Consider the following 13,924-nt stretch of genomic DNA (forward strand, 5'->3'; position numbering starts at 1 on the left):
AAGCCGGAGAAATCTCATGCAACTGAAAGGCATTCTGCCCGCCCTCGTCACGCCGTTCGATGCATCGGGCGCGGTCGATCACGACACGCTCGCGTCGATCCTCGAATTTCAGCTCGCCGCGGGCGTCAGCGGTTTCGTTCCGCTCGGTTCAACCGGCGAATACTACGCGCTCACGAACGACGAGCGCCGCGCGGTGATGAAGACCGTGCGCGAAGTGGTCGGCAGCCGCGGCACGCTGATCGCCGGCGCGAACGGCTCGTCGACGCGCGAGGTGATCGAGCAGGTCCGCCAGGCGCGCGATGCCGGCTACACGAACATCCTGATCGCGCCGCCGTACTACGCGCTGCCGTCGCAGGACGAACTGATCGGGCACTACGACGCGATTCTCGCGGCGGTGACCGACGTGAACGTGATCCTGTACAACTACCCGGTGCGCACGAACGTCGAGGTCGGCTTCGGCGTGCTCGACGCGTTCAAGGATCATCCGCGCGTGATCGGCATCAAGGAAAGCAGCGGCAACCTGCTGCGCGCGATCGAGATCGGCGGCAAGTACCGCGACCACTATCAGCTGTCGTGCGGCTCCGACGACCAGGCGCTCGACTTCTTCCTGTGGGGCGCGACGAGCTGGATCTGCGGGCCGGCGAACTGCTTTGCGAAACAAGTCGTGAGCTTCTATGACAAATTCTCGGCCGGCGACATCGCGGGCGCGCAGAATGTGATGCGCTCGCTGTTCCCGGTGATGGCGAGCATGGAGTCGGGCAAGTTCATCCAGAAGGTGAAGTACGGCTGCGAACTGGCCGGCTTCAAGGTCGGCAACGCACGCATGCCGCTGCAGCCGCTGACCGACGACGAGAAGGCGGAGTTCCGCGCGATCTTCGAGGCGTCGCAGGCGTAAGGACGTCGTGCACATCCGTACCGGCGCCAGACGGCGCCGGTACGCCGACCGAGGAACCTCAACATGACGATTCACAGCTTTACCTGCATCGAAGGCCATACCGAGGGCATGCCGGTGCGCATGGTGATCGACGGCGCGCCGACGCTGCGGGGCGCGACGATGAACGCGCGCCGCGAGGATTTCGTCGCGCATCACGACTGGGTGCGCCGCACGCTGATGCTGGAGCCGCGCGGCCATGCGCACATGTCGGGCACGATCTTCTATCCGCCGGTCAGCGACGACGCCGATTTCAGCCTGCTGTTCATCGAGACGTCGGGCTGCCTGCCGATGTGCGGTCACGCGACGATCGGCTCGATCGCGTTCGCGATCGAGGAACGCCTCGTCGTGCCGAAGCAGCCGGGCACGGTCACCGTCGACGTGCCGGCCGGGCAGATCGTCGCGCGCTACGAGATGGACGGCGCACGCGTGACGTCGGTGCGCTTCACCAACGTGCCAAGCTTCCTGCTCGCGCGCGACGTCGAGATCGAGATTCCCGCGCTCGGCACGCTGGCCGTCGATATCGCGTACGGCGGCAACTTCTATCCGATCGTCGAGGTCCAGCCGAACTTCCCCGGCTGCGAGCATTTCACGCCGGACGCGCTGCTGGCGTGGGGTCGTGACGTGCAGCTTGCGGTCAACGCGGCGCTCGACGTCGTGCATCCCGATCATCCGGCGATTCGCGGCGTGCGGCACTGCATGTGGACGGGCAAGCCGATCGCGGACGATGCAGACGGGCGCGCGGTGGTGATCGCCGGCGACAGCCTCGTCGACCGTTCGCCTTGCGGCACCGGCAGCTCCGCACGCGTCGCGCAGCGCTTCGCGCGCGGCTGGCTGAAGGCCGGCGAAGCGTATTGTCACGAAAGCCTGATCGGCAGCCGCTTCATCGGCCGCGTGGAATCGGTCACGCGCCTCGACAGCGGGCTCGACGCGGTGCGGCCGAGCATCGAAGGACGCGCGTGGGTCACCGGGCGCGCGCAGTATCGCGTCGATTCGTCCCAGCCTTATGCGCACGGCTTCAGCCTGCAGGAGTTCGTCAATTGAACGCGATTCCGCGACAACCCGCGCCTGCGGCACCGGACACCGCGCGCGAGGCAACGGCCGTCGTGATCGGCGGCGGGATCGTCGGCGTGTGCTGCGCGCTCTATCTGCAGCGCGACGGCCATGCCGTCACGCTGATCGATCCGGCCGCCCCCGGCGACAGCACCGCGAAATGGAGCTGCGGGCAGATGGCGGTCAGCGAGGTCATTCCGCTGTCGAAGCCCGGCATCCTGATGAAGGTGCCGCGCTGGCTGCTGGACCAGAACGGGCCGCTCGCGCTGCGGCCCGGCGCGCTGCCCGGCATCCTGCCGTGGTTCTTCCGGTTCGTCGCATCGGCCCGCCACGCGAAGATCGTGTCGATCGCGCAGGCAATGGCCACGCTGACGCACGACGTCTACCCCGACTATGCGCCGCTGCTCGATGCGTGCGGCGACCGCGCGCTGCTGGGGCAGCGCCCGGTGCTCGAAGTGTTCGACGATCCGGCCGGCATCGCGCACGAACAGCCGCATCTCGAGTTGCGGCAGTCGCTCGGCTTCGCATCGCAGCGGCTGACGGCCGCGGACATCGGCGATCTCGAACCGGTGCTCGCCGGCCGGTTCCGGCACGGGCTGCTGTTTCCCGACTGGCGCGCGGTCAACGATACCGAAGGCTTCATCGCCGCGCTGACGGCCAGCTTCGAGGCGCAAGGCGGACGCCGCATCCGCGCGAACGCCGCACGCATCGACGAGGCCGACGGGCGCGCGACCGGCGTGACGCTCGCGAACGGCGAGCGCGTCGCGGCCGATCACGTGGTCGTCGCGGCCGGCACCGGTTCGCGGCAGTTCTTCGGGCAGCTCGGCGTACGCGTGCCGCTCGAAGGCATCGCCGGCTACCAGGCGCTCGTGACCGACCCGGGCGTCGAATTCCGTCACTCCGTCATCTACGCGGACGGCGGCTTCTGCTTCAGCCCGATGACGCGCGGGCTGCAGATCGGCGGCACCATCGAGTTCGCGGGTCGCAATGCGGCGCCGAACTTCCGGCGCGCGGACATCATCCTGGAGAAGGCCCGACGGATCCTGCCGGAACTGCAGACCACACGCGTCGAATACGGCGTCGGCTATCGGCCGTTCCTGCCCGACACGAAACCGGTGATCGACCGCTCGAAGCGGCTGCCGAACGTGATCATGGCATTCGGCCACGGCCAGCTCGGCCTCACGCTCGGCGCAACCACGGGCCGCCTGGTCGGCGACCTCGTCGCCGGCCGCCCGACGCGGCAGGACCTGTCGCCATTCAGCGCCTATCGGTTCTGAGGCGACGGGCGGCGTTCCATACACGACTAGTAACGGGAAATACCATGCGCTGGAACAGAACGCTCACGATGGTAGGCTGCCACGCCGAAGGTGAGGTCGGCAACGTGGTCACAGGTGGTCTGGTCGACGTGCCAGGAAATACCATGTTCGACAAGATGATGTATCTGGAGGAACACGGGGACGCATTGCGCAAGATCTGCCTGTTCGAGCCTCGTGGCACGGTCAATCACAACATCAATTTTATTCTGCCGGCATGCGACCCGCGTGCGCAGATGGGCTATGTGATCGGTGAGTCCACCGAATATGTCGCGATGTCCGGCTCGAACACGATGTGCGTCGCAACGGTACTGCTCGAAACTGGCGTGCTGAAAATGGAAGAGCCCGTCACTGAACTCATGCTGGAAGCGCCAGCCGGTCTAATCCATGTAAGGTGCGAGTGTTCCAATGGAAAGGTGACGCGGGTGGAGTTCACGAACCAGCCCGCCTTCGCAGCCCATCTCGATGCCTATGTGGACGTGTCGGGTGTCGGCAGCGTGAAGCTGGATATCGCATATGGAGGCATGACCTTTGCGATCGTCGACGCGAAGTCTCTCGGATTCGGAATCACGCCGGACGAAGCACGGGAGCTATGTGAGCTGGGCCAGAAAATCAAGGCTGCCGCCGTCGAACAGCTCGCTTTTTCTCATCCCATCAATCCGCTCATCAAGGGCGTCACGAACACACAGTTCACCGGTCCTTTGACACGAGAAGATGGCAAGCTCTTCTCGCGCAACGCAACAATCGTTTCTCCAGGGCGCTGTGATCGCTCCCCGTGCGGTACGGGAACCTCCGCGCGTCTCGCCGTGCTGCACGCGCGCGGCTCGATCGACGTCGGTGAGACCTTCGTTCACGAGTCGATCATCGGGTCGAGATTCGAGAGCCGCATCGCATCGACGACACGGGTTGGCGACTATGTCGCTGTCGTACCTGTCGTGTCTGGACAAGCCTGGATCACTGCCATCTCGCAGGTCGGCGTGGACCCGACCGACCGGTTTCAAACTGGCTTCACGGTAGCGGACACCTGGCTCGAAGCCGTGGACGACAAACTCATCAAATCGCGCAAACCGACACCGAACTGACTATGAAATCATACGAACAGTTTTTCATCGACGGCCGCTGGGTGGCACCCGTTCAGGGTCGTACCTTCGACACGCTCGATCCGAGCAACGAAACCGTGATCGCGAAAGTGGCCGCCGCCACCGCGGAAGACATCGACGCCGCGGTCAATGCCGCGCGTCGCGCGTTCGACGCAGGCCCGTGGCCGCGCATGAGCGGCGCGCAGCGCGCCGCCGTGCTGCGTGCGATCGCGCAAGGCATCCGCGACCGCCTGCCCGAGCTGGCCGAGCTCGAAGTGCGCGACAACGGCAAGCCGCTGCCCGAAGCGCTGTGGGACCTCGGCGACGCCGCCGGCTGCTTCGACTTCTACGCGGGGCTCGCCGAACAGCTCGACAGCGGCGCCGAAACGCCGGTGCCGCTCGCGGACGAACGCTTCAGCACGGTCGTCCGGAAGGAGCCGATCGGCGTGGCCGGCGCGATCATCCCGTGGAATTTTCCGCTGCTGATGGCCGCGTGGAAGGTCGCGCCCGCGCTCGCGGCCGGCTGCACGATGGTGCTCAAGCCATCCGAACTGACGCCGCTCACCGCGCTGGAGCTGGCCGGCATCGCCGACGCGGCCGGACTGCCGGCCGGCGTGCTGAACGTCGTGACGGGCCTCGGCGCGGACGCCGGCGCGCCGCTCGCCGAGCACCCTGGCATCGACAAGCTCGCGTTCACCGGCAGCGTGCCGACCGGCAGCCGGATCATGCAGGCCGCCGCGCGCGACATCAAGAACGTGAGCCTCGAACTGGGCGGCAAGTCGCCGTTCATCGTGTTCGGCGACAGCGATCTCGAAGCAGCCGTCGAATGGATCCTGTTCGGCATCTTCTGGAACCAGGGCGAAGTGTGTTCGGCGACGTCGCGCGTGCTCGTCGAGCGCGCGCTGTACGCGCCGCTCGTCGAGCGGCTCGCGCAGGAAGCGCGCAAAATCAGGATCGGCAACGGCCGCGACGACGGCGTGCTGCTCGGCCCGCTGGTGAGCCGCGGGCAGTACGACAAGGTGCGGGCGGCCATCGCGCGCGGCCGCGACGAAGGCGCGCGGCTCGTGACGGGCGGCGGCCGGCCCGCGCACCTGGAGCGCGGCTACTTCATCGAGCCGGCCGTGTTCGCCGACGTGCCGGAAGACAGCTGGATCTGGCGCGAGGAAATTTTCGGGCCGGTCGTCTGCGTGCGGCCGTTCGATACGGAAGACGAAGCGGTGCGCTCGGCCAACGATTCGCGCTTCGGTCTCGCGGCGGCGGTGATGTCGGCCGACCTGCCGCGCTGCGAACGCGTGGCACGCGCGATGCGGGCGGGTATCGTGTGGATCAACTGCTCGCAGCCGACGTTCACGGAGGCGCCGTGGGGCGGCTACAAGCAGAGCGGGATCGGACGCGAACTCGGCGAGTGGGGCCTGAACAACTACCTCGAGATCAAGCAGATCACGCGCTACGACAGCGACAAGCCGTGGGGCTGGTACATCAAGCAGGAAAGGTGAATCGATCATGCGCTGGAACAAAACGCTGCAGCTCGTCGACGTGCATTGCGAGGGCGAGATCGGCAAGGTCATCACCGGTGGCGTCCTCGACGTGCCGGGCAAGACCATGCTCGACAAGATGAACCACATCAACGAGACCGACGACAGCTTGCGGCGCCTGGTCGTGCTCGAACCGCGCGGCTGCCTGCAGATGTCGGTCAACCTGCTGCTGCCGCCGACACGGCCGGAAGCGGATGCCGGCTTCATCGTGCTGCAGGCCGACAAGGCGCATCCGATGTCGGGCAGCAACTGCATCTGCGTCGTGACCGCATTGCTCGAACTCGGGATGGTGCCGATGCAGGAGCCCGAGACCACCGTCGTGCTCGACACGCCGGCCGGGCTCGTCACCGCGCGGGCCGCCTGCCGCGACGGCCGCTGCGTCGGTGTATCGCTCGACATGGTGCCTGCGTTCGTCGAACACCTCGACGTCGACGTGCACACGGCGGAATTCGGCACGATCAAGGCCGACATCGCATTCGGCGGCGTGTACTACGCGCTCGTCGACGTCGACCAGATCGGGCTCGACATCGCGCCGGGCAACGCACGGCAGCTCGCGACGCACGGTGTACGGCTCAGGGAGATCATCAACCGGCAGGTCGCCGTACAGCATCCGCTTTACCCGGACATCAACGAGGTCGCATACGTGATGTTTCGCAACCGGGTCGACGACACGGTGTACCAGACCTGCACGACGCTGCCGCCCGGCCGCGTCGACCGCTCGCCGTGCGGGACCGGCAGTTCGGCCAATCTCGCGACGCTCGCCGCGCGCGGGCGCGTGCAGGTCGGCGATCGCCTGACGTCGCGCTCGACGATCGGCGGCGAATTCCGCGTCGAGCTGCTCGGCACGACCGAAGTGGGCGGGCGGCCGGCCGTGCTGCCGCGCGTCACCGGGCGCGCGTGGGTGTTCGGATTCCAGCAGCTCGGCGTCGATCCCGACGATCCGCTGGCCGCGGGATTCATGCTCAGCGACACGTGGGGCGACGGGTTCGGGCCCTCGGCGACGTCGGGCACGTGAGGACGCGATGCTAAACTCCAGAGCGCGCCCGGCGACCCGGGCCGATTACAGGAAAGGCAGCGAGATGAGCAAAGAGGCCGTTGAAACCGAAGGTGGCGGCCGCCGGCACGGCGGGCGGTATGTGTATGAGGAATTGCGCAAGCAGATCCTGACGCTGAAGCTGAAACCGGGCGTGCAGCTCGACGAAATCTCGCTGGCCGCGCAGTTCGGGCTGTCGCGCTCGCCGGTGCGCGACGCCATTGCGCGACTGAGCAGCGAGGGGCTCGTCACGATCCTGCCGAACCGCACGACGCTCGTCACGCCGTTCGAGATCGAGGAATTCCCGAAATACATCTCGGCGCTCGACCTGATCCAGCGCGCGGTCACGCGGCTCGCGGCCACGCAGCGCTCCGAAGCCGACCTCGCGAAGATCCGCAAGGCCGACGACGTCTACATGGAGGCCGTCGCGAGCGGCGACTTCCAGGCGATGTCGGAGACCAACAAGGCGCTCCACATGGCGATCGCGCACGCCGCGAACAACCCGTACTTCGTCGGCTATTACGAGCGGCTGCTCGGCGAAGGGCAGCGCCTGCTCCATCTGCATTTCGACTTCACCGTGAGTTCGCCGACGGCCGCCAAGCTCGGCCGCGACCACGACGAACTGATCGACGCGATCGTGCGACGCGACGCGGACGCCGCCGAGCGCGCCGCGCACGAGCACACGATGCTGTTCCAGAAGCGCTTCCTCGACTACATGAAGCAGAACATGACGGAGTCGATGGCGGTGCTGTAACGCATCGGCATTGGCACACCGCAGGCCGGAGCGCCCGCGCCCATCCGGCTAAAATACCGGCCTGCCGCGCCTCCCGCCGCGGCCGGAGGATATTGATCATGACCGCACGTCGCGGTGCCGCGGTCGCCATCGCGCCCGGTCACGAGACAGCCAGCCTGTCGAAAGCCCAGAACACGTTCAATACGCTCGTCAAGCACATCGAAAAGCGACGCGAGCGTCTCGGTGCGTGGGAAGCCGTCATGCCGGTCTTCCAGAAGAAGTTCGTCGACGCTCTGTTGCCGCTCGAACAGGAAGCGACCGCGCTGCGGACCAGGCTGATCCATCTGCTCGACGACGCGTTCCTGCGGAAGGGACTGAGCAAGGCCGAGCAGCGCACACTCTCCGACCTGATCGCCGATATGGCGCGCGACTTGTTGAACGTCAGCGACGACGCGGAACTGAAGATCATTTACGACCGGCATCGCGCATCCGGGAACGTCGGCAGCGCCGCGGTCGATCGCGAACCGGCGAAGCCGGAACCGAAGCTGACGCCAACGCCCGGCATGGAATCGGCAGACGATCTCGACACGCTGTCGCCCGACGAACTTGCCGATCGGATGCAAGCCGAACTCGACGCGCAGTTCGAGCGCGACATGGCTGCTCACGCAGCCCGCGAGGCACAGCGCGCGAAGCGCAAGAAAGCGCCGAAGCAATCGGCCGCGCAGGCCAGGATCGAAGCCGAGCAGGCCGAATCGAGCAAGTCGATCCGCGAGATCTATCGCAAGCTTGCCAGCGCGCTGCATCCCGATCGCGAAACGGATCCCGCGGAGCAGGAACGCAAGACCGTGCTGATGCAACGGGTCAACCACGCCTATGCGAAGGCCAACCTGCTGCAGTTGCTCGAACTGCAACTGGAGATCGAACAGATCGACCGCCGTGCGATCGACGGGCTCAGCGAAGCGCGGCTGACGCGCTACAACGGCATCCTGGAAGAGCAGCTTCGTGAACTCGATCAGGAGATCCAGCACGTCGAGACAGATTTCCGGCGGACTTACGGCATTGCGTCGTCCGTCAAGGTCGCGCCCGATACCGTCGTGCGCATGCTCACGCGCGACATTGCCGGCATGCAGCGCGGCAACCAGGACCTCGGCGCGGCACTGCGCGAGTTCGAGGATCCGGACAAGGTCAGGGACTGGCTGAAGAACATGAAGCGCCGGCCGGCATCGTCACGCTTCGACGACGATTCGTTCTGAGCGGCGGGCTGGCAGATACCGGCGAACGCGCGACGTGCGCGCCCCGCGCATCACCGCGGCTCGCCCATCCCGCCCATCAGCCTCATCAGCTGCTCCCGCAGCCACCGACTGCCCTGATCCTGATCGGCGCTGCGATGCCAGTAGCAGAAGTATTCGAGCCCCGGCATCTCGAACGGCAGCTCGAGAATCCGCGCCGGATAGCGCTGCAGCAGCCTGAGCGGCGCGGTCAGCGCGAGGTCGCCGCGCATCGCGATCAGCGGCGCGACCATGTAGTGCTGCACGCGCATCTGGATGTTGCGGCGCAGCCCGAGCCGCGTCAGTTCCGCATCGACGTGCCCGCTGCCCTTGCGGCGGCTCGACACGTGGATGTGCCCCATCGACAGGTAGTCGTCCATGGTCAGCGTATCGCCCTTGAATGGGTGATCGTCGCGGATCATGCACGCGTAGCGGTCGCGCACGAGCAGCGCCTGGTGCAGGTGCGGGTCGCCGATCAGCGGCGCGTCGATCGCGATGTCGACGGAGCCGTTCGCGAGCGCGGTCGCCACTTCGCGGCGGTCCATCGTGTAGCTGCGCACGTGCATGCCGGGCGCATGCGTCTGCAGCAGTTCGCCGAGCGCGGGCAGCAGCAGCGCCTCGGTCAGGTCGCTCATGCTCAACCGGAACACGCGCTCGGACGAGGCGGGATCGAACACGTCGCCTTCGTGCGCGCTCGAATCGAGCAGCTGCAGCGCCTCGCGCACGCGGCCGACGATGTTCTCGGCCATCGGGGTCGGCATCATCCCCGCCGGCGTGCTGACGAACAGCGGGTCGTTCAGCGTCTTGCGCAGCCGTGCCAGCGCGTTGCTGACGGCCGGCTGCGTGAGGTTCAGCACCTCGGCCGCGCGCGTCAGGTTGCGCTTGTTGTAGATCGCCTCGAATACGACGAACAGGTTCAGATCAATCTTCGAAAGGCGCATCGCCGGATCTCCTTGCCGGCATCTTACGGCGTGCGCCATTCGTTCGTCCATGCAGGCCCCGCGAGAGACGCCGGACGCATTGCGCATCCCGGCGCGCCGCTCAACCGCGCGGCGGCGGCGTCAGGTACGGCTCGGTCGACCCGCGCACGGCATCCTTGATCTCCATCCGCGCGATCGCCTGCAGGTGCACCTCGTCCGGGCCGTCGGCGAAGCGCAGCGCGCGGCCCCAGGTCCACAGATCGGCGAGCGGCGTATCGGGGCTCAACCCCGCCGCGCCGAACACCTGCATCGCGCGGTCGCAGACGTCCGTATACACGGTCGGCACGAGCGCCTTGATCATCGCGATTTCCTTGCGCGCGGCCTTCGCGCCGACCTTGTCGATCATCCACGCGGCCTTCAGCACGAGCAGGCGCGCCTGGTCGATCTCGATGCGCGAGCGCGCAATCCATTCGCCGACCGTGCCATGCCGGTTCAGCGGCTTGCCGAACGCGACGCGCGACTGCGCGCGGTCGACCATCAGTTCCAGCGCGAGCTCGGCCGCGCCGATCGAACGCATGCAGTGATGGATGCGACCGGGCCCGAGGCGGGCCTGCGCGAGCGCGAAACCGCTGCCTTCCGCGCCGAGCAGGTTGCGCGCCGGCACGCGCACGTTGTCGAACGTGATCTCGCAGTGCCCTTCCGGCGCGTGGTGATTGACCACCGTGATGTTGCGCACGACCGTCACGCCCGGCGTGTCGCGCGGCACGAGGATCATGCTCTGCTGCTGGTGCGACTCGGCGTCCGGATCGGTCTTGCCCATCACGATGAAGATCCTGCAGTTCGGATGCGCGGCGTTCGTGATGAACCACTTGCGGCCGTTGATCACGTATTCGTCGCCGTCGCGCTCGATGCGCGTCGTGATGTTCGTCGCATCGGACGACGCCACGTCGGGCTCCGTCATCGCGAACGCCGAGCGGATCTCGCCGCGCAGCAGCGGCAGCAGCCACTGTTCACGCTGCTCGGGCGTCGCGAACATGTGCAGCAGCTCCATGTTGCCGGTATCCGGCGCGTTGCAGTTGAACACCTCCGGCGCCCAGTTCACGCGCCCCATGATCTCGGCGAGCGGCGCGTATTCGAGGTTCGTCAGGCCCGTGCCGGGCTCGTCGTCCTTGAGGTGCGGCAGGAACAGGTTCCACAGCCCTTCCGCCTTCGCGCGTTCCTTCAGTTCCTCCATGAACGACACGGGATACTGGCCCGCATGCACTTCCTCGTTCCACTGGCGGATGCGCGGCACGATGTGCGCGTCCATGAACGCGCGCACGCGTTCGCACAGTTCTTCCACTTTCGGGGTGTAGCCAAAGTCCATGATCGACTCCTCGAGATTCCGGTTTCCGTTCGTTCGGTTCAGAAGGCCGAGACACCACCGTCGACGGCGACGGCCTGCCCGGTCAGGTAAGTGTTTTCCTTCGCGCACAGCGTCAGCATCGTCGCGACGATTTCTTCGGGGCGGCCGAGCCGCTTCATCAGCGTCCCTTGGGCGAGAAAATCCTGGCGGTCGCCGATGTCGCCGTCGGTGACCATCGGCGTCGTGCTGTAGAACGGGCACACCGCGTTCACGCGAATGCCGTGGCGCGCGTATTCGAGCGCGGCCGTCTTCGTGAGCCCGACCACCGCGTGCTTCGACGCCGCATAGGCGGCCAGCTTCGGCGCACCGCCGAGCCCGGCCATCGACGCGACGTTCAGGATCACGCCTTCGCGCTGCGCGAGCATCTGGCGGATCTGGTGCTTCATCCCGAAGAACACGCCCTTCGCGTTCACCGCGAAGCTCAGGTCGAGATCGGCTTCGTCGGTGTCGATCAGCGCCTTCATCGGCGGTGCGATACCTGCGTTGTTGATGCCGACGTCGAGCCGCCCGAAGCGCGCGGCCGCCGCCTGCACCAGCGCCGCGACGTCAGCCTCGATCCGCACGTCGCAGCGCCGCGCGATCACGTCGGCGCCGGCCGCGCGCAGCGGCGCGGCCACGCGTTCGAGCGCTTCATCGTTCAGGTCGCCGAGCGCCAGCCGCGCGCCCATCGCGGCCAGCTCGCTCGCGAGCAGCGCACCGAAGCCGCTCGCGGCGCCGGTGATCATCACGGCCTGCCCGGCGTAGCTGTCGAGTTTCATCGCGCGCTCAGATCGTCAGGCCGCCGTCGACGACGATGCATTCGCCGTTCGTGTAGCTCGCGGCGTCCGACACGAGATACAGCACGGTGCCGGCCATCTCGCGCGGCTCCGCGTGGCGGCGCAGCGGGATCTTCCCCATCCAGGTCTCGTAGATGTCCTTGTCGGCGAACAGCGCGCCCGCGAACTTCGTCTTCGTGAGGCCGGGCAGCAGCGCGTTCACGCGGATCCCGAACGGCCCGCACTCCTTCGCGAATGCCTTCGTCAGGTTGACCACCGCGGCCTTCGTGATCGAATAGATGCCCTGCCGGTCGCCCGGCTGCAGCGCATTGACCGACGCGGTGTTGACGATCGCGCCGCCGCCCTGCGCCTTCATCAGCTTGCCGGCCTCGACCGACATGAAGAAGTAGCCGCGGATGTTCACGTCGACGGTCTTTTCATACGCGGCGAGATCGGTATCGAGGATGTGCCCGAAATACGGGTTCGCGGCCGCGTTGTTCACGAGGATGTCGAGCCGGCCGTGTTTGCCGCGGATCGTCTCGAACGTCGCGGCGATGTCCTCCAGCCGCCCGACGTGGCAGGCCAGCGCTTCGGCGCGGCCGCCCGCCGCAATGATTGCGTCCGCCACCGCCTGGCAGTCGTCGAGCTTGCGGCTCGACACGATCACGTGCGCGCCCTGCTCCGCGAGCAGCTTCGCGATTTCCTCGCCGATGCCGCGGCTCGCGCCCGTCACCAGCGCGATCTTGCCCGTCAGGTCGAACAGATTCGTTGCCATGTTGCCGTGCTCCTCCATTGATGTGTTGTCGTGCCGCCGCGCGGCGAGATCGGTGCTCGCGGCGCTTCCGTCGATTTCAGCGATGCGCGTCGATCACGCCGACGGCCAGTTCGGCCAGCCGGCCGGCCATCGCGCCCACGCGCAGCGCCTGCTCGCTCGACGCGTTGCCCTGCAGCGCGCGCGCCTTCACGCCCTGCGCGATCGCCGCGAGCCGGAAGAAACTGAACGCGAGATAGAAATGCCAGTCGCGGATCGGCTCGATCCCGCGCAGTTCGCAATAGCGCGCGACGATCGCCGCTTCGTCGGGAATGCCGAGTTCGGCACGATCCTGGCCCGCGAGCCCGCGCACCTGGCCGCCCGACGGCAACCGCAGGCACATGCAGAAGTACGCGAGATCGGCGAGCGGATTGCCGAGCGTCGACAGTTCCCAGTCGAGCACGGCCTGCACGCGATAGTCGTCGCGCGCGAACATCAGGTTGTCGATCCGGAAGTCGCCATGCACCAGCGCAGGCCGGCCCGTGTCCTCCGGGCAGGCCTTCGGCAGCCAGTCGATCAGCGTTTCCATCGCGTCTAGACGCTCCGTTTCCGCCGCGCGATACTGCTTCGTCCACACGCCGATCTGGCGCTCGAAATAGTTGCCGGGGCGGCCGTAGTCGGCGAGACCCACCGCGTCGACGTCCACGTCGTGCAGCGCGGCCATCGTGCGCAGCAGCGCGTCGTAGCAGATCGCCCGGTCGGCCTTCGGCAGTTCCGGCAGCGCCGGATCCCAGAAGATCCGGCCGTCCTCGAAGCTCATCACGTAGAACAGGCTGCCGATCACGTCGCGGTCAACGCAGAGGTGATACGGATGCGCGACCGGCACCGCGGTGCCCGACAGCGCGCTCAGCACGCGGAATTCGCGATCGACCGCGTGCGCGGATTTCAGCAGTTCGCCGGGCGGCTGGCGGCGCAGCACGTAGCGGCCGCTTTTCGCATGCAGCAGGAAGGTCGGGTTCGACTGGCCGCCGGCAAACTTCTCCAAGTCGAGCGGGCCTTCGAATCCCGGCACGTGCGCTTCCAGATAGCGCGTGAGGCGGGCTACGTCGAGGGGCTGGGAAGGGTTCGTCATCATCGCGATCGTTCGT

General features: G+C 66.9%; 13 protein-coding genes. 8 read left to right on the top strand and 5 right to left on the bottom strand.

Annotated features, from left to right (window positions below):
• The first annotated feature begins 16 nt into the window (after positions 1-16).
• From DIE21_RS26960 to DIE21_RS26995, 8 genes are all read left to right on the top strand, one after another.
• On the top strand, positions 17-895 hold the full coding sequence (locus DIE21_RS26960) for a dihydrodipicolinate synthase family protein (RefSeq protein ID WP_124500542.1): 879 nt from the start codon (positions 17-19) through the stop codon (positions 893-895).
• A gap of 63 nt (positions 896-958) precedes the next feature.
• Positions 959-1,975, top strand: a complete 1,017-nt coding sequence (locus DIE21_RS26965; protein WP_124500543.1) for a 4-hydroxyproline epimerase — start codon at positions 959-961, stop codon at positions 1,973-1,975.
• A complete protein-coding gene (locus DIE21_RS26970; protein ID WP_185642845.1) occupies positions 1,972-3,261 on the top strand; it encodes an FAD-binding oxidoreductase in 1,290 nt (429 codons plus the stop codon). The genes DIE21_RS26965 and DIE21_RS26970 overlap by 4 nt, the downstream gene beginning before the upstream one ends.
• 44 nt (positions 3,262-3,305) lie before the next feature.
• Positions 3,306-4,379: a proline racemase family protein gene (locus tag DIE21_RS26975; protein ID WP_124500544.1), complete on the top strand. Its 1,074-nt coding sequence runs from the start codon at positions 3,306-3,308 to the stop codon at positions 4,377-4,379.
• A gap of 2 nt (positions 4,380-4,381) precedes the next feature.
• On the top strand, positions 4,382-5,872 hold the full coding sequence (locus DIE21_RS26980; RefSeq protein ID WP_124500545.1) for an aldehyde dehydrogenase family protein: 1,491 nt from the start codon (positions 4,382-4,384) through the stop codon (positions 5,870-5,872).
• 7 nt (positions 5,873-5,879) lie between these two features.
• Positions 5,880-6,926: a proline racemase family protein gene (locus tag DIE21_RS26985; protein WP_124500546.1), complete on the top strand. Its 1,047-nt coding sequence runs from the start codon at positions 5,880-5,882 to the stop codon at positions 6,924-6,926.
• A 64-nt stretch (positions 6,927-6,990) separates the two neighbouring features.
• Entirely contained in the window at positions 6,991-7,698 is a 708-nt protein-coding gene (locus DIE21_RS26990; RefSeq protein ID WP_185640706.1) for a GntR family transcriptional regulator, read from the top strand.
• A gap of 98 nt (positions 7,699-7,796) precedes the next feature.
• Positions 7,797-8,930 carry a J domain-containing protein gene (locus DIE21_RS26995; protein ID WP_124500547.1) on the top strand — a complete coding sequence of 378 codons (1,134 nt, stop codon included), beginning with the start codon at positions 7,797-7,799 and terminating at the stop codon, positions 8,928-8,930.
• A gap of 50 nt (positions 8,931-8,980) precedes the next feature.
• Here DIE21_RS26995 and DIE21_RS27000 read toward each other — a convergent pair whose 3' ends face one another.
• The 5 genes from DIE21_RS27000 to DIE21_RS27020 form a co-directional block, all read right to left on the bottom strand.
• Positions 8,981-9,886 (bottom strand): LysR family transcriptional regulator, encoded by a 906-nt coding sequence (locus DIE21_RS27000; protein WP_124500548.1) that lies wholly within the window; start codon positions 9,884-9,886, stop codon positions 8,981-8,983.
• A gap of 100 nt (positions 9,887-9,986) precedes the next feature.
• Positions 9,987-11,231 carry an acyl-CoA dehydrogenase family protein gene (locus tag DIE21_RS27005; protein WP_124500549.1) on the bottom strand — a complete coding sequence of 415 codons (1,245 nt, stop codon included), beginning with the start codon at positions 11,229-11,231 and terminating at the stop codon, positions 9,987-9,989.
• A gap of 38 nt (positions 11,232-11,269) precedes the next feature.
• On the bottom strand, positions 11,270-12,028 hold the full coding sequence (locus DIE21_RS27010; protein ID WP_124500550.1) for an SDR family NAD(P)-dependent oxidoreductase: 759 nt from the start codon (positions 12,026-12,028) through the stop codon (positions 11,270-11,272).
• A gap of 7 nt (positions 12,029-12,035) precedes the next feature.
• Entirely contained in the window at positions 12,036-12,800 is a 765-nt protein-coding gene (locus DIE21_RS27015; RefSeq protein WP_124500551.1) for an SDR family oxidoreductase, read from the bottom strand.
• Between the two features lie 76 nt (positions 12,801-12,876).
• The gene (locus tag DIE21_RS27020; RefSeq protein ID WP_124500552.1) at positions 12,877-13,908 is read right to left on the bottom strand and encodes a phosphotransferase; all 1,032 of its coding nucleotides are present in this window, start codon (positions 13,906-13,908) and stop codon (positions 12,877-12,879) included.
• Between the last annotated feature and the right edge of the window lie 16 nt (positions 13,909-13,924).

It is taken from the genome of Burkholderia sp. Bp9140 (assembly GCF_003853425.1).
Taxonomy (GTDB): Bacteria; Pseudomonadota; Gammaproteobacteria; order Burkholderiales; family Burkholderiaceae; genus Burkholderia.